Origin of the sequence: Paraburkholderia sp. BL6669N2 (genome assembly GCF_003387275.1) — a bacterium.
Lineage (GTDB): Bacteria > Pseudomonadota > Gammaproteobacteria > Burkholderiales > Burkholderiaceae > Paraburkholderia.
In genome coordinates this window covers 2,960,374-2,976,703 of record NZ_QUNA01000001.1, presented here as the reverse complement: position 1 = coordinate 2,976,703, position 16,330 = coordinate 2,960,374, and the positions used below count along the sequence as shown (strand labels likewise).

At 63.4% G+C, this 16,330-nt stretch carries 15 protein-coding genes and 1 pseudogene; 6 read left to right on the top strand and 10 right to left on the bottom strand.

Annotated features, from left to right (window positions below):
- Positions 1–17: 17 nt before the first annotated feature.
- The 9 genes from B0G80_RS13470 to B0G80_RS13430 all read right to left on the bottom strand — a co-directional run bounded on the left by B0G80_RS13470 (position 18) and on the right by B0G80_RS13430 (position 7,834).
- On the bottom strand, positions 18–956 hold the full coding sequence (locus tag B0G80_RS13470; protein WP_116118319.1) for a carbohydrate kinase family protein: 939 nt from the start codon (positions 954–956) through the stop codon (positions 18–20).
- 94 nt (positions 957–1,050) lie between these two features.
- Positions 1,051–1,551 carry a thiol peroxidase gene (gene tpx / locus B0G80_RS13465; RefSeq protein ID WP_106285197.1) on the bottom strand — a complete coding sequence of 167 codons (501 nt, stop codon included), beginning with the start codon at positions 1,549–1,551 and terminating at the stop codon, positions 1,051–1,053.
- A gap of 73 nt (positions 1,552–1,624) precedes the next feature.
- Positions 1,625–2,992, bottom strand: coding sequence for a zinc-ribbon and DUF3426 domain-containing protein (locus B0G80_RS13460; protein ID WP_116118318.1), 1,368 nt, complete (start codon positions 2,990–2,992; stop codon positions 1,625–1,627).
- A 48-nt stretch (positions 2,993–3,040) separates the two neighbouring features.
- Positions 3,041–3,943: a 50S ribosomal protein L11 methyltransferase gene (gene prmA, locus B0G80_RS13455; protein WP_116118317.1), complete on the bottom strand. Its 903-nt coding sequence runs from the start codon at positions 3,941–3,943 to the stop codon at positions 3,041–3,043.
- 3 nt (positions 3,944–3,946) lie between these two features.
- Positions 3,947–5,314: an acetyl-CoA carboxylase biotin carboxylase subunit gene (gene accC / locus B0G80_RS13450; protein WP_106285200.1), complete on the bottom strand. Its 1,368-nt coding sequence runs from the start codon at positions 5,312–5,314 to the stop codon at positions 3,947–3,949.
- 118 nt (positions 5,315–5,432) lie between these two features.
- Positions 5,433–5,900: an acetyl-CoA carboxylase biotin carboxyl carrier protein gene (gene accB, locus B0G80_RS13445; RefSeq protein ID WP_106285201.1), complete on the bottom strand. Its 468-nt coding sequence runs from the start codon at positions 5,898–5,900 to the stop codon at positions 5,433–5,435.
- Between the two features lie 68 nt (positions 5,901–5,968).
- A complete protein-coding gene (gene aroQ, locus B0G80_RS13440; RefSeq protein WP_030100935.1) occupies positions 5,969–6,424 on the bottom strand; it encodes a type II 3-dehydroquinate dehydratase in 456 nt (151 codons plus the stop codon).
- A 194-nt stretch (positions 6,425–6,618) separates the two neighbouring features.
- Positions 6,619–7,170, bottom strand: coding sequence for a TlpA disulfide reductase family protein (locus B0G80_RS13435; RefSeq protein WP_181919953.1), 552 nt, complete (start codon positions 7,168–7,170; stop codon positions 6,619–6,621).
- Between the two features lie 10 nt (positions 7,171–7,180).
- On the bottom strand, positions 7,181–7,834 hold the full coding sequence (locus B0G80_RS13430; protein ID WP_106285203.1) for a UDP-N-acetylmuramate--alanine ligase: 654 nt from the start codon (positions 7,832–7,834) through the stop codon (positions 7,181–7,183).
- A 278-nt stretch (positions 7,835–8,112) separates the two neighbouring features.
- Between B0G80_RS13430 and mpl the strand changes: the two genes are divergently transcribed.
- From mpl to B0G80_RS13395, 6 genes are all read left to right on the top strand, one after another.
- On the top strand, positions 8,113–9,507 hold the full coding sequence (gene mpl, locus B0G80_RS13425) for a UDP-N-acetylmuramate:L-alanyl-gamma-D-glutamyl-meso-diaminopimelate ligase (protein ID WP_116118315.1): 1,395 nt from the start codon (positions 8,113–8,115) through the stop codon (positions 9,505–9,507).
- A complete protein-coding gene (locus tag B0G80_RS13420) occupies positions 9,504–10,106 on the top strand; it encodes a YqiA/YcfP family alpha/beta fold hydrolase (protein ID WP_116118314.1) in 603 nt (200 codons plus the stop codon). The genes mpl and B0G80_RS13420 overlap by 4 nt, the downstream gene beginning before the upstream one ends.
- 193 nt (positions 10,107–10,299) lie before the next feature.
- Positions 10,300–12,417, top strand: a complete 2,118-nt coding sequence (locus B0G80_RS13415; protein ID WP_116118313.1) for a ribonuclease catalytic domain-containing protein — start codon at positions 10,300–10,302, stop codon at positions 12,415–12,417.
- The gene (gene aroE / locus B0G80_RS13410; RefSeq protein WP_116118312.1) at positions 12,414–13,277 is read left to right on the top strand and encodes a shikimate dehydrogenase; all 864 of its coding nucleotides are present in this window, start codon (positions 12,414–12,416) and stop codon (positions 13,275–13,277) included. The genes B0G80_RS13415 and aroE overlap by 4 nt, the downstream gene beginning before the upstream one ends.
- Positions 13,278–13,325: 48 nt before the next feature.
- The gene (mtgA, locus tag B0G80_RS13405; RefSeq protein WP_116118311.1) at positions 13,326–14,048 is read left to right on the top strand and encodes a monofunctional biosynthetic peptidoglycan transglycosylase; all 723 of its coding nucleotides are present in this window, start codon (positions 13,326–13,328) and stop codon (positions 14,046–14,048) included.
- Between the two features lie 645 nt (positions 14,049–14,693).
- The gene (locus tag B0G80_RS13395) at positions 14,694–15,965 is read left to right on the top strand and encodes an IS256 family transposase (protein ID WP_408967704.1); all 1,272 of its coding nucleotides are present in this window, start codon (positions 14,694–14,696) and stop codon (positions 15,963–15,965) included.
- Between the two features lie 38 nt (positions 15,966–16,003).
- Here the strand turns inward: B0G80_RS13395 and B0G80_RS13390 are convergent.
- Positions 16,004–16,309, bottom strand: a pseudogene (locus tag B0G80_RS13390) (hypothetical protein); the annotation flags it as partial.
- Positions 16,310–16,330 lie beyond the last annotated feature (21 nt).

Genomic DNA, 16,330 nt, shown 5'->3' with positions numbered 1-16,330 from the left:
TCCAATAGCTCTCGGTATTACGGCAGGTCGTATCCGAACGCCTGCTTGAACCGCTCGTTGATCTCGGCCCGGCTGGGCGCGTAATTTTGCGGGCCCTGATGTTCGATCTTCAGCGCGCCCATCAGGCTCGCCAGCCGCCCGGTGGTGGCCCAGCCGAGCTTGTTCTCGATGCCGTACAGCAAGCCGCCGCGAAACGCGTCGCCGCAACCTGTCGGATCGAGCACTTGCTGTGCCTTCACCGCCGGAATCTCTTCGATACCGCCCGCGTGATGGATCTGCGCGCCATGCTCGCCGAGCGTGACGATCAGCGCCTCGACCTTGCCGGCGATCTCTTCGATCGACCAGCCCGTTTTGTTGCTCACCAGTTTGGCTTCGTAGTCATTGACCGCTACATAAGTGGCGAGTTCAATCATGCGCCGCAGCGACTCGCTGTCGAAGAGCGGCAAGCCCTGGCCTACATCGAAAATGTACGGGACGCCCGCGGCCGCGAGATGCTCGGCGTGCTGGATCATGCCGTCGTAACCGTCCGGCCCGACGATGCCGAGCGTGATGCCCTTGGCCTGATCAGCGCGATTCAGATGCGACTGCATCATCGCGCCCGGGTGGAACGCGGTGATCTGATTGTTTTCCAGGTCCGTGGTGATCATCGCCTGCGCCGTGTACGTGTCCGGCACCACCAGCACGCTCTCCGTCGACAGCCCGAGTTGTTCGAACCGGTCCATATAGAGCTGCGCGTCGACCGAGCCGAGCGTGCCCATGATGCGCGCGTCGCCGCCCAGCAGATGCAGCGAATACGCGATGTTGCCCGCGCAGCCACCGAACTCGCGGCGCATGGTCGGCACCAGAAAGCTCACGTTCAGGATGTGGACCTGCTCCGGCAGGATGTGCTCCCGGAACCGGCCTTCGAAGGTCATGATGTTGTCGTAGGCGAGCGAGCCGCAAATCAGCGTAGCCAAGGCGAGCGTTCCTGTAAAAACGATAAAGAGAATGGGCGCGACGATGTGACAGCGCCGCGCATGAAGCGCGGCGCCGGGTTCGTGCGCGAAGGTGTTACTTCAGCGCGGCGAGGGCTGCGTCGTAGTTCGGTTCGTTCTTGATTTCGCCGACCAGTTCAGCGTGAACGACCTTGTCGTTCTCGTCGATCACCACCACGGCGCGTGCCGTCAGGCCGGCCAGCGGGCCGCTCGTCACGTCGACGCCGTAGGCTTGCGCGAACTCATGGCCGCGGAACGTGGACGCCGTGACGACGTTCTCGATGCCTTCGGTCGTGCAGAAGCGCGACGCCGCGAACGGCAGGTCGCCCGACACGACGATCACGACCGTGTTGGTCAGCTTGGCGGCGGCTTCGTTGAACTTGCGGGTCGAGGTGGCGCAGGTCGGTGTGTCGAGGCTTGGGACAATGTTCAGCACTTTGCGCTTGCCGGCGAAGTCGGCGAGCGACACCGGCTTCAGATCCTTGCCGACCAGCGAGAAAGCGGGAGCGGCCTGGCCCACGGACGGGAACGTGCCGGCTACTTCGATCGGGTTGCCACCCAGCGTAACTTGACTCATGTTGTCGTGCTCCGAAAATTCGTCAGGATTGACGGTGAACGCGCCCGGTCAGTGCCGGGCGCGCGGGAAAGCGTTACGGATAAAAAATCTGTACGCGGAAATTGGAAGCGACCGCATTGCCCGTGTCGAGATGCACGATCATGGTCTGGGTCGTATGCGCGGGCAGGCCGGCGGCGATCTGCGTGCCGGGCGGGACGTAGTCTTGCGGCCACAGCACGCGGCGCACCGCGACATTGTTCTGGTCGTCGAGCAGCGTGAGTTCGATGGCCGGATAGGCGAGCGCGATATTGAAACGGTTACGCAGCGGCATCTTCAGTTCGAGCTTGTGCGGGCCGTCGATCTGCCGCAGATCGGATGGTTCGACCTGCAAGCCGTCGATGTCGTGCGGCGGCGTAACCTGGCAACCGAGCGTCAAGCAGGCCTTCGCATAGAGCGTCTGCGAGCGCGGGAAATAAACCATCACCGTTTCGCGTTGCCACCAGGCGAGTTGCGCGAGCAGCGCGACGATCAACAGCGCCGCCACCACCGAGCCGGCGATGATCCAGCCCATGCGCCGCGGTTCGGCCGGGCGGGTTTCGCGCACCACGGGGAAGGGATCGGGGCCGTCGTCGATCGGCTGCACGGAGAAGGGTTCGCCGCTGGCGGAGACGGGACCGGTAGCGGTGGCGGGGCCGGCAGCGGCAAAGGCCGCCGCGCCTGCGCCTGTGGCCATCGACGCATCGGGTCTGGCTGGGCCTGAGCTGGTCGGACCGAAGCCGGCGGGACCTACCTCGGCCGCGCCTAGGCCGGCCGCACCTAGGCCGGCCGCGCCTAGGCCGGCCGAACCGAAACGCGGCTCATTGTCAGGAATGCCATACAAGGTAGCCGGCTCGTCCAGAACCGGCTCTTCGAGCGGTTCACTCGGCGCCGTATCGGGCGCGCGCTCGGTCTTGTGCCAGACACGCGGCGCTTCGGTGTCTTCCTCGGGCGGGTCCAGGTGATACGCGAACGGGTCGAGCGGCGCGTCCGCCAGCACCGGTTCATCGTCGGGCGGAAGTGGCGCGTTGGATGCGCCGGCTTGCAGTTCGGGCTCCGTAGCGTGGCGCGGCGTGACGGCGACGCCCGCGCCGGTCGAGACCGGCGAGAGCGGTACATTGTCGGCGTTGTGGCGCAGACGCTTGTCGATGGCGGCGTCGGGTGCCGGCGCCCACGGGTCCCACGCTTCGGCGCTGAAGTCGGGGCTTTTCGGCCGCACGCCTGAGAGCGCTTCTATCGCCGCAGCCGCGGCGACCGGTTTGGCGGTCGAAAAATCACCGCCTTCGCTAATGTCGAACAGACTGCTCGATGCGTCGAATACTTCGTGGCAATGTCCGCAGCGCACAAGGCCGCGGCGCAGCGCAAGCTGTTCCGTTTGCAGACGAAAAACGGTTTCGCAGAAGGGGCAACGCGTCGCCAGGAGCATATTGAGCCGATGAGCCGAAAGGCCGTTGGTTGGACAATACGCCTTATTCTAATGGCTTTCGCGACGCGTTCCCGACAGGCATACCCAACCTTCGTGTTCGCGCCATACGCTGATGTCGATCCACCGTGAGTAGACCTGCGCGACCTCGTCCGCTTGCCGCGCCAGAATGCCGGACAGCGCGATCTTGCCACCCGGCTTGACCTTCGACGTAAGCATCGACGCCATCAGTTTGAGCGGGTTGGACAGGATATTGGCGACCACGATATCGAACTCGCCGGTCGGGCATTCGTCGGGCAGGCCATAGATGACCTCCGCGCGGTTGCGCTCGCTATTGTGACGCGCCGACTCGACCGCTTGCGGATCGATGTCGATGCCGTACACCGGATTCGCGCCGCACTTTTTCGCGAGGATCGCGAGAATGCCGGAGCCGCAACCGTAATCGAGCACGGACTGCTCGGGCTGCACCGACTGCTCCAGCCATTCCATGCAAAGCCGCGTGGTGGGATGGCTGCCGGTGCCGAAGGCGAGCCCGGGATCCAGCTCCAGCACCAGTGCTTGGGGGTCCGGCGCATCGTGCCACGACGGCACGACCCAGATGCGTTCGCCGATCTTGATCGGATCGAACTGCGACTGCGTGAGCCGCACCCAATCCTGATCTTCGACTTCACGCACGGTGAACGAAGGCGCCGCCGGGAGGCCGATTTCATTGGCGGCGGCAGTGAGCAACACCGCAGGGTCGTGTTCTGGCGCGACCAGCGCGATCACGCGTGAACGCTGCCACGCCGTGCGATCCGGTGTGAGACCGGGTTCGCCGAACAGCGGCTGCTCGTCGGGCGTGTCGGCGTCCGCATCTTCAACCGATACGGACAACGCGCCCAACTCGAGCAGCGCGTCGGAGAATTCCTCCGCCTGCTCGCGTGCCAACTCGGCGATCAGTTCCCGGTAGCTCATGGGTTACGCTTCTTCCGGCGCGGCCTGCAGCTTCGCGGCCAACCGGTTTTCGAGGTAATGAATGCTCGTGCCGCCTTCGACGAATTTCGCGTCCAGCATCAGCTCGCGGTGTAGCGGGATGTTGGTTTGAATGCCTTCCACCACCATCTCCGACAACGCGATGCGCATGCGCTTGATTGCCTGTTCGCGCGTGGCGCCGTAAGCGATCAGCTTGCCGATCATCGAATCATAGTTCGGCGGCACGAAATAGCCATTGTAGGCATGCGAGTCGACGCGGATGCCGGGGCCGCCCGGCATGTGCCATGACGTCAAACGTCCCGGCGACGGAATGAACTTGAACGGATCTTCCGCGTTGATCCGGCATTCGATCGCGTGACCCTTGAACACGATGTCGCGCTGACGGAAGGCGAGCTTCTCGCCGGCCGCGATGCGGATCTGTTCCTGCACGATATCGACGCCCGTGATCAGCTCCGTGACCGGATGCTCGACCTGCACGCGCGTGTTCATTTCTATGAAGTAGAACTCGCCGTTTTCATACAGGAATTCGAACGTACCCGCGCCCAGATAGCCCATCTTCTTGCAGGCGTCCGCGCAACGGTCGCCGATGCGGTCGATCAGGCGGCGCGCGATACCCGGCGCCGGCGCCTCTTCGATCACTTTCTGGTGACGGCGCTGCATCGAGCAATCACGTTCGCCCAGCCAGACTGCGTTCTTGAACGAGTCAGCCAGCACCTGAATTTCGATGTGCCGCGGGTTCTCCAGGAATTTCTCCATGTAGACCTGCGGATTACCGAATGCACGGCCGGCTTCTTCGCGCGTCATGTTGACCGCGTTGACCAGCGCCGCTTCCGTGTGGACCACGCGCATGCCGCGGCCACCACCGCCGCCGGCGGCCTTGATGATGACCGGATAGCCGACCTGGCGGGCAATCTTCACGATCTCTTTCGGATCGTCCGGCAACGCGCCTTCCGAACCCGGCACGCAAGGCACGCCGGTCTTGATCATGGTCTGCTTGGCCGTGACCTTGTCGCCCATCATCCGGATTGTTTCCGGGCGTGGGCCGATGAAGGTGAAGCCGGACTGTTCGACACGTTCGGCGAAGTCGGCGTTTTCCGAGAGGAAGCCGTAGCCGGGGTGAATCGCTTCGGCGTCGGTGACTTCCGCCGCGCTGATCAGCGCGGGCATGTTCAGATAGCTCAGGTTCGAAGGCGCCGGGCCGATACAGACGGCCTCGTCGGCGAGCTTCACGTACTTGGCTTCCTTGTCGGCTTCGGAATAAACGACGACCGTCTTGACGCCGAGTTCGCGGCAGGCGCGCTGGATACGAAGCGCGATCTCGCCACGATTGGCAATGAGGATTTTTTCAAACATAGCGGTTTTTCGACTCATCAATGGGCGCCGGGTTGATCACAACGCCGGCTGCCTCAGAGGATCGGTCGCGCGCCTGGGAACGACGGGCGCGCGGGCGGCATGCGTAAAGCGTGCCGCGTCAGCCGACCACGAACAGCGGTTGGCCGTACTCGACCGCCTGGCCGTTTTCGACGAGGATTTCCTTCACCACGCCGGACTTGTCCGACTCGATTTCGTTAAGCAGCTTCATCGCTTCGATAATGCAGATCGTCTGGCCTTCCTTGACCGTGTCGCCCACCTGGACGAACGGATCGGCACCCGGCGACGGCGCACGGTAGAACGTGCCGACCATCGGCGAGGTCACCACATGGCCTTGCGGCGCGACGGCGGCCGGCGTAGCCGGCGCGGCTGCGGCAGCCGGCGCTTCGCCACCGATTGCCGGTGCCGGCTGCGCGTATTGCGGCGCATATGAGGCGGACGGCTGCACGTAAACCGGCGGCGCATTCTTGACGATGCGGACCTTGCCTTCGCCCTCGGTCACTTCGAGTTCGGAAATACCGGACTCCGAGACGAGGTCGATCAGAGTTTTCAGTTTACGTAAGTCCATCAGGCAGCCCCTTTAATGCGAAAAGTGCCGGCGCATACGCAGCCGGCGCAAATTAGACGTGTTTGGAATCAGCCGCGCGACGAGCCGGCGGACAGCCGGTCGAGCGCGAATTCGAGCGCGTACATATATCCCTTCCAGCCGAGACCGCAAATCACGCCCTCAGCCTGGTCGGAGAAATACGAGTGATGCCGGAACGGTTCGCGACGATGCACGTTCGACAGATGAATCTCGACGAACGGGATGCCGACCCCCGCCAGTGCGTCCCGAATGGCCACGCTGGTATGCGTGTACGCGGCGGGATTGATCAGTATGAAATCGGTTTTTTCAGTCCGCGCGGATTGGATGCGGTCCACCAGAGCGCCTTCGTGATTGCTCTGGAACGACGCGAGTTCGACGCCGGCGTCCGCTGCGCGGTCCGCCAGTGCCTGATCGATCTGCGGCAAGGTCACGCGACCGTAGACCTCGGGTTCCCGGGTGCCGAGAAGGTTGAGGTTGGGTCCGTGCAGTACCAGCAGTCGCGTCATGGTCGCTTCTTTTTCCGTGGAATTGGGCGCACTTTAGCGCTGATTAGAGAAACTTGTCTAGTTTCGCGCGCGTACGGATCGATGCCGGCGGCGCTTTGCCGCCGCGCCGGGCGCCCATCTTCTCTCAAATCCGCGGGATTTGCGCGTAATTTCGCGCCTTCCGCAGGTAATCGAGCGTCAGAAGAATGTGAAATTTAAAGCGCGTCGAGCGTTTGTTTCAGCGCTTGCGGGTCGATTTGTCCCAATTTTGTCGAGCGAATGTTGCCATTTGCGTCGATTACGACGGTAAACGGCAGCCCGCCCGCAGTATTGCCGAACGCACGCGCGAGGTCGGCACCGCCGAAGCCGGTGATGTAGATCGGATACGCCACTTTTACTTTCTGCAGGAACGCCTGAACGTTTTTCTCCGAATCGACGCCAAGTCCAACGAACTGGATGCCTTTTTTCGCGTAGTCGCGTTGAAGCTGCGACAAAGATGGCATTTCTTCGACGCAAGGCCCACACCACGACGCCCAGAAGTTGACGACGATTGGGTGCCCTTTAAGCACACTTAGCGTTTGCGGCTTGCCGTCCACGGTCGTGACGGGGGCGGTCCAGAGCTGCGCGACGGCGCTTTGGGGGGAGGCCGGTTGCGCGGCGTGCGCGACTTCCCCGGCGCCGCCGTTCAGCCAACGGTTGGCCAATACACCGCCCCCCGCGGCGACGATGGCGACACACGCGCCCGCCAGAATCCGTCTCATATTCATCTTGGTCAGTCTAGTTGGTTGAAGGAGCGACGTCGCTGCCGTCGAGCAGCGTCTGCACGGCCTGCAGGTTCGCGCGCGCCGTGCGGCCGCGCGCGTCGGCACGCACCGCGCCGCGCAGGTCGTCCGTTTCGTAGAGCGCCACGTGCACGCCGACCGGCTCCGCGTCGCGGCCTTCATTCGTGGGGCGCCACAGAAAGCTAAGCGTCTCGACATAGCCGCGGCCGGCGAAATGCCGCGTTTCCGAGACGTCGTACTGAATGTCGGCGTTAAGAAAATAGATCGCGACTTCTTTGGGGTTGTCGCAGAACACCTGAAGGTGGATATCCGAGTGCTCGCCGGCGGTGCCGCCTAGCACCGCGCCGGTCAAATAAGGATTGAACGGCGCGAGCCGTTCCATCCAGTCGACTGCGATATGGCGCAGCCGCCGCAGCAGCGCGGGCTGGCTGTCGCCCTGGAATAGCGACTGATACTCGCGGATTTCTTCTTCAATCTGGTCGTTATCCGGCAGCCATTCGCCGGCAACACGGCTCTCGCCGATCACTTGACGGGCGGCTTTGCGCTTCGCCGTGGCGTAGTCCAGACCGTCTTCGGCGATCAGGCGGGCAGCCGCGATGGCGATTTCCTCGCGCACGCGCTGCGGATCGAAGTGTGATTTGCGAACCATCCCTCGATCATACTAGAGATTGGCGACGGCCTTTCCTGGCGGGTCGCACAGCGCGCGGGGCGCGGCGGCGCGGGCGCGCACGCATAGGGTGATCGAAAGGCGTCGGTTACAATAGCGTCCTTTGCAGACGGTCGTTTCGGCCGCTCTTCTGCGCTCCCATCCCTCTCAGGAAAACCCCGGGCCTCGCCCGCTTTTCTTGCCCCCTCGGGGGACCGGCGCGAAGCGCCGGATTAGTAGGGGCTCTTCCAGGAAAAACGCCCGCGCGGCACGACAGGCTTATGCACATCCACATCCTCGGTATCTGCGGCACGTTCATGGGCGGTCTCGCGGTCCTCGCGCGCGGCGCGGGCCACACCGTGACGGGTTGCGACGCCGGCGTCTATCCGCCCATGAGCACCCAGCTCGAGGCGCAAGGCATTGGCCTGATTGAAGGCTACGACGCGGACCAGTTGAACGGCCTGAACGCGGACCTGTTCGTGATCGGCAATGTGGTCTCGCGCGGCAACCCGCTGATGGAAGCCATTCTCGACCGGGGCCTGCCGTACACCTCCGGCCCGCAATGGCTCGGCGAACATGTCCTGAACGGCAAATGGGTACTGGCGGTGGCCGGCACGCACGGCAAGACGACCACCAGCTCGATGCTGACCTGGCTGCTCGAAGACGCCGGCCTCAACCCGGGCTTTCTGATCGGCGGCGTGCCGCTGAATTTCGGCGTGTCGGCACGGCTGACCGACTCCAGCTTCTTCGTGATCGAAGCCGACGAGTACGACACGGCCTTCTTCGACAAGCGCTCCAAGTTCGTCCACTACCGGCCCAAGACCGCGGTGCTGAACAACCTCGAATTCGATCACGCTGACATCTTTCCGGATCTGGGCGCGATCGAAACGCAGTTCCATCATCTGATCCGCACCGTGCCGGGAATCGGCCGCGTGGTCACGAATGGCCGTGAAGACGCGCTCGAGCGCGTGCTGACCCGCGGCTGCTGGAGCGAAGTGGAGCGCTTCGGCGTGCAGGGCGGCTGGCAAACCTTGCCGGCGGAAGACGGCGTGCCGGTCGACGAGCGCTTCGCCGTGTATCACAACAGCAAGCGCGTCGGCGTGGTCGAGTGGGAGGTGCAAGGCGAGCACAACCGCATGAACGCGCTGGCCGCGATCGCCGCTGCACGCCATGTCGGCGTGCCGCCGGCGCAGGCGGCACGGTCGCTGGCGAGCTTTCGCAACGTCAAGCGGCGCATGGAAGTGCGCGGCAGCGTCGACGGCGTGACCGTGTACGACGACTTCGCGCATCACCCGACCGCGATCGATACGACCGTGGCCGGCTTGCGCGCCCGCGTCGGCCGCGACAACACGCGAATTCTCGCCGTGCTGGAACCGCGCTCGAACACCATGAAGCTCGGCGTGATGAAGGCGCAATTGCCGGCCAGTCTCGCCGACGCCGACCTCGTGTTCGGCTACGGCGCGCCGGCCGGCCGCGACGCGCTCGGCTGGAATCTCGGCGAGGCGCTCGCGCCGCTCGGCGGCAAGGCGCAGGCTTTCGACAATCTCGACGCGCTGGTCAAAGCGGTAGTCCACGCAGCGCGCCCGGGCGACCAGATTCTGGTGATGAGCAACGGCGGCTTCGGCGGCGTGCATCAGAAACTGCTCGACGCCCTTTCCGCGCGAGGCGCTTCGTGATCCTTTATCTGCACGGTTTCCGCTCGTCACCCAATTCGTTCAAGGCGCGCGTGCTGGCGGCGCGGCTCGTCGAACTCGGCCGCAGCGACGAATGGTGTTGTCCGATGTTGCCGGTTTCGCCGTTCGAGACCGTGGCGCTCGCCGAGTCGTTGGTGGCCGCGGCGCAGCCGAAAGTCGTCACGCTGATCGGCAGTTCGCTCGGCGGCTATTTCGCCACGCATCTGGCTGAAAAGCACGGTTGGCCGGCGGTGCTGCTGAACCCGGCGGTCGTGCCGCAGCGCGATCTGAGCGCCTATCTCGGCGAGCAGCCGTTGTGGCACGGCGGCGGCAGCATCGTCGTCGAGCCGCATCACCTGGATGAGTTGCGCGCGCTCGGCGTCGCTTCGATCACGCGGCCCGAACGCTATTATTTGATGGCCGCGACCGGCGACGAAGTGCTCGACTACCGCGAAATGCTCGCGCGCTATCCCGGCGCACGGACTACGCTGATCGAAGGGAGCGACCACGCGATCAGCGAGTTCGCGCAATACGTCGACGACGTGCTGGCCTTTTGCGACGCGGAAGACGTCGAGCCGCCGGCGCCGCGCGAAGCCGCTTGATGTTGCATTAAGTCACGTCATGCCGGGTGTTCCGGCAGCGCGGCAGTTGCCGCGCATCATGATTCATGCCGCAGGCGCGCGTACCGCGCCGCGGATCCACTACCACGACACGTTGCCGTGCCGCGCACGCAATGATCGATCGCTGAACCAGATCGGGCGCGCCGGCAGATGCAAGTCAGAACGAGAGTATTGAGTGAACGTTTTCTTCGAGGAATCGGGCAGTTTCAAGGCCGGCAGCGTGCTGTCGCGCCAGGGCGATGCTTTTCAGGTCGAGCTGCCGGGCGGCCGGCGCACCAAGGTGCGCGCGAAAGACGTGCTGATCGAATTCGAAAAGCCGAGCGCGGCCGAGCTGATGCAACAGGCCGACGCCGCCGCGCAGGAGATCGATCTGGATTTTCTGTGGGAATGTGCGCCTGACGACGAATTCCCGTTCGCGACCCTTGGCGCCGAGTATTTCGGCGAGCGTTTCGGCTCGATCGAGCGCGCCGCGCTGGTGTTGCGCATGCACGGCTCGCCGGTGTACTTCCGCCGCAAGGGCCGCGGCATGTATCAGCGCGCGCCGCAGGAACAACTGAAGATGGCGCTCGCCGGCCTCGAGCGTAAGCGCCAGCAGGCGCTGGTGCAGGCTGGCTACGAAGACGAGTTAAAAGCGGGTCGTCTGCCGGAAGCCTTCACCGGCAGCAAGGCGCTGGGGCTGTTGACCAGGCCGGACAAGAACACGATCGAGTACAAAGCGCTCGAAGGCGCCGCGGCGGCGCGCGGCATCTCGCAAGCGCGTCTGATGCTGGAAAACGGCGCCATTCCGTCGGCGCGCGCGCTGCACGAAGCGAAATTCCTCTCCGAGTTTTTCCCGCACGGCACGGGCTTTCCGCCCGTTACGGTCGGCAACTTGCCGGAAGATCTGCCCGAAGCAAACGTGCAGGCATTTTCGATCGACGACATCACCACGACTGAAATCGACGACGCTTTCTCCGTCGAGCATCTGGCCGATGGCCGCGTGCGGATCGGCGTGCACATCGCCGCGCCGGCGCTCGGCATTCAGCGTGGCGACGAGGTCGATGCGATCGCACGCACGCGACTGTCGACTGTGTATATGCCTGGCGACAAGATCACCATGCTGCCCGACAGCGTCGTCGAAGCGTTCACGCTGGCCGAAGGCGGCCTGCGTCCGGCGCTCTCGCTGTATGTGATCGTCAATCGCGAGACGCAGGAAATCGTCGCGAGCGAAACGCGCGCCGAGCGCGTGTTCGTGAAGAACAACCTGCGCCACAACACGCTCGACGAGTTGGTCACCGAAGAGGCGCTCGCCGCCGGCACCGGCGACTATCCGCACAAGGACGACATCGCCGTGCTCTGGCCGTTCGCGCAGGCGCTGTTCGAAAAGCGCCAGGCCGCGCGCGCCGGTTACGGTTTGCGTCGCGAAGTGCAGCGCAACACCGACTTCAACTTCTACGTGGAAGGCGAGCACATCACGATCACGCCGCGCCGGCGTGGGTCGCCGCTCGATACGATCGTCGCCGAGCTGGCGATTCTCGCGAACTCGTCGTGGGGCGCGTTCCTGCATGACCACGGCGTGCCGGGCATTTATCGCACGCAACGCGCATTCGGTGCGCCGACCGGTCCGAAGCGCACGCGTATGCAGACTAACGCCGCACCGCACGAAGGACTCGGCGTCACGCAGTACGCCTGGAGCACGTCGCCGCTGCGTCGTTATGTCGACCTGGTTAATCAGTGGCAGTTGATTGCCTGCGTGCAGCATGGTGTGACCGCGAAACTGGCCGCGCCGTTCAAGCCCAAAGACGCCGATCTGTTCGCTGTCGTGCAAGGTTTCGACGATACGTATACCGCGTACGCCGATCACCAGCGTCGCATGGAATATTTCTGGTGTCTGCGCTGGCTGAAGCAGGAGAACAGGAAGCAGGTGGTGGCGTCGGTGGTGAAGGGCGATCTGGTGCGCCTTGAAGAGATTCCGCTGCTGCTGCATGTGCCTGGCCTCGGCGTACACGCGCGTGGCACGCGTTTGCAGATGGAAGTGATGTCGATCGATGAGTTGACCGTCGAAGCGTCCGTGCGTCTGCTACACGTGCTCGACGCGCCGACCGTGACGAGCGGCAGCGAGGCTGAGGAAGCGGATGAGGGCGAAGAGGAGATCATCGACGCCCCGGACGAGAGCGCCGAAGGCGAAGCCGAGGCGCAGGCCGAAGCGGAACTCGACGGCAACGACGCGGCTGCTGTGAAGAACGATGCCGAAAGCAGCGATGGCGCGGACGGTGCCGTTACCCATCAGCACATTGCGGAGCCGGGGCGATGAGCACCCAGGATTCACGCGACCGCTATGCGGTCATCGGCAACCCGGTCGGCCACAGCAAGTCGCCGTTCATTCATGGGCGCTTTGCCGCGCAGACCGGCGAGCCCGTCGAGTATGGCCACCTGCTCGCGCCAGTGGATGCGTTCGTGCCGCACGTGCGGGCCTTCATCGATGCAGGCGGGCGCGGACTGAACGTGACCGTGCCGTTCAAGCTCGACGCGCATGCCTTTGCGGACACGTTGTCGCCGCGCGCGGCGGCAGCGGGCGCGGTGAATACGTTGCGCATCGACGCGAATGGTATTTACGGCGACAACACGGACGGCTTCGGCCTCGTGCGTGACATCGAAGTGAATCTCGGCGTGTCCCTGAGGGGCGCGCGGATTCTGTTGCTCGGCGCGGGCGGTGCCGCGCGCGGAGTGGTGCTGCCGATGCTGGACCGCGCACCGCATACGTTGACCATCGTCAATCGCACGGCGGAAAAGGCCGAGGCGCTGGTGGATCAATTCGCGCAAGCCGCGCGTGATGCCGCGTGCCGATTGAGCGGCGGCAGCGCGCGGGCGATCGAGGCGGGCGCCTACGACGTGATCGTCAATGCGACGGCGGGCAGTCTGGACGCGTCGCTGCCGGAGTGCGACGACCGCGCGTTCGGCAACGGCACGCTTGCCTACGACATGATGTACGGCGCGCATCCGACGGTCTTCATGGAGCACGCGCGGAAGCTGGGCGCGCGCGGTGCGGACGGTCTCGGCATGCTGGTCGAACAGGCGGCTGAATCGTTTTACGTGTGGCGTGGCGTGCGGCCTGATGGCGCGCCGGTGCTGGCCGAATTGCGCGCGCTGTTGACGGCGCCGTCGCACGCCTAAGGCGGCGGTTACTTTGCAGCGGCCATTGACACGAGGACTCGACGCACGATGACAGCAAGGCGGCGCGTGAGCCGGCCAGGTCCGGTACGATGGATCGTCTATCTGGGCGCCGTGGTGGCGATTGCGTGGCTGGCGACGCAGGCGTTTTACTTCGGGCAGATCGCTGTGTGGAATTACGTCAATCCGCGGAGTACGTCGTTTATGCGGTCGGACGCGTGGCGGTTGTCGCAGGATCGGCCGGATCTTTCAGTGCAGCATACGTGGGTGTCGCATGACCAGATTTCGCGGAATCTGAAGCGCGCGATTATTGCTTCTGAGGATGCGAATTTTGTTAATAACAACGGCTATGAGACCGACGCTATTTTGCAGGCATGGGAGCGGAATAAGGCTAAGGGCAAGATTGTGCGCGGTGGGTCGACCATTACTCAGCAGTTGGCGCGGAATCTGTTCTTGTCTCGGGAGAAGAGTTATATCCGGAAGGGGCAGGAACTCATCATTACCTGGATGCTTGAGACCTTGATGGATAAGGAACGGATCTTTGAGATTTATCTCAACTCCGTTGAGTGGGGGAATGGGGTTTATGGGGCTGAGGCGGCGGCTCATTATTATTACAAGACGTCGGCGAGTAAGTTGACTGCTGCGCAGTCGGCTCGATTGGCGGTGATGCTGCCGCAGCCTAAGTATTTTGATGAGCATCGGGGGTCGCAGTATCTGGCGCAGCGGGCGCGGGTTATTGCGAGGCGGATGGGGGCGGCTGAGTTGCCCGATTGATGAGGTTTTTGCCCCTGCGCGGTGCTTTGGGTGGGGTTTTTGTGGTGTTGGCCTTTCCTTGTATTCTCAGTGGTCTATTAGCGTCGCCCCTGTGCGGGGCAGGCACCTACTTTCTTTGCCGCGGCAAAGAAAGTAGGCAAAGAAAGCCGCTTCACACCGCCAGCCTGTAAGCGGGCCCCTCGCGCAGTCGCAATAGTGGTGCATCTGGAATCTGTGTTCTCGCACATTCGGCGCTAGTGACAAGGCCGTCATACTTCCCGCCTCGCGCTGCGCGCTCGCCGGAAGGGTCTGCTCCTATCCTAACCAGTGGGTTTCTCTGTGCGCTGTGGGGCCGTCGGCTTCGCCTCGGCTTTGGGCCGTAACGACGTTCGGTATTTGGTGCGCTTCAGTTCGGAGCTTCTTCGAAGCGCCGTATATCGACGCAGAGCTTTGTCAATGCGCTGCTGTCGTTGCTCGCGTGATGCTTCTAAAGCGAGGTTGCCTGTTCTGCATCGTTCTTTTTGCGCCGATACGCTCACGGTCTTCTGACGCTGTCTTCGTGGCCTTTGCAAGAAGGTCCGCTGCGTGGCGCGCTGTGATGCGGCTCTGCGGACCTATCCGTAATTTCGTGGGCGGGGCATATCATGAGGGATCAAGATCATGGATATGCCGATGAAAAAGAAACGCACCGTCGCGTCTCAGGCAGCGGCCCGCGGGCCGCTGCCTGAACTGCCTGAAGCGCTGCTGGATGAACTGGTGAAGGGTCCGATGACGCCCGCCGAGGTTCAGGACCTGATGCTGGCGTTCAACAAGGCGCTCATCGAACGCGCGATGGGCGCCGAAATGAACATGCATCTGGGCTACCGGCCCGGCCAGCCCAAGCCTGCGGAGCAGACCAATGAACGCAACGGCGCCAGCGGCAAGACAGTCATCACCGAGCGTGGCCCGGTGCGGGTCGATCTGCCGCGCGACCGTGAAGGCAGCTTCGAGCCGATCCTGATTCCCAAGCACGAGCGCCGTTTCACGGGCTTCGACGAACGCATCATTGCCATGTACGCACGCGGCATGAGCGTGCGCGAGATCCAGTCGTTTCTGGCCGAAAGCTATGGCACCGAGGTCTCGCCCGACTTCATCAGCTCGGTCACCGATGAGGTGATGGCCGAAACGCTTGCCTGGCAAAGCCGTCCACTTGAGCCGATGTACCCGGTGGTGTTCTTCGACGCGCTGCGCGTGAAGATCCGTGGCGACGGTGTGGTGAGCAATAAGGCGGTGTATCTGGCGCTGGGCATTCAGGCCGACGGCCAGCGCGACGTGCTCGGCCTGTGGATCGAGCAGACCGAAGGTGCGAAGTTCTGGCTGAAGGTGTTCAATGAACTGAAGACCCGGGGCTGCCAGGACATCCTGATCGCGGTGGTCGACGGCCTGAAGGGGCTGGCCGAGGCGATCGGCACGGCGTACCCGCGCACGGCCGTGCAGACCTGCATCGTGCACCTGATCCGCAACAGCCTGGAATACGCCAGCTACAAGGATCGCAAAAGCGTCGCCGCAGCGCTGCGTCCGGTCTATGCCGCCGCGAACGAACAGGCCGCGCAGCAGGCCCTGGAGGCCTTTGCCGAAGGGCCATGGGGCGCGAAGTATCCGACCATCGTGCAGTCGTGGCGACGGGCGTGGGAGAACGTCACACCCTTCTTCGTGTTTCCGCCCGACATACGCCGTGTCGTCTACACCACGAATGCCATTGAGAGTCTGAACATGCAACTACGCAAGATCATCAAGACCCGCGGCCACTTCCCCAACGACGAGGCCGCCATCAAGCTACTGTGGCTGGCATTGCGCAACGTGCTGGCGAAGTCTGTACGGGCGGCATTCGACTGGTCCTCCGCCATGAACCAGTTCGCTATTCTGTTTGGAGAGCGTTTTACCAACGCACGCGGGTAACTCCGCTAACCGCCTCGCACACAAAAATGCGGACAGGTTCGGCTCTGCGGAATTCCCTTCGCATCAAGCGCGATCACCTGGTACAACTCGCGGTCGATCTCGACTTCGCGTTGGTAATCCTCGCCCGTGTCGAGCAGCGATTCCAGTAATTTCCGCTGGCGATGTCTCTCCTCTCTCGTCACCGCCGGACTCCTGACTATCGAAGCCGCAAGTGTCACCAGCTTGTCCAGTTGACTTAGCTGCCGCTCAAGCAGCCCAAAGGCGGACAAGGCGAGCTTTTCGTATTGAAGTGCATCAACGGGCGGGCGCGACGTGGTGCGTGAATTCTTGACGGATTTACTCATGGCGCGATCTCCCTGAAACTT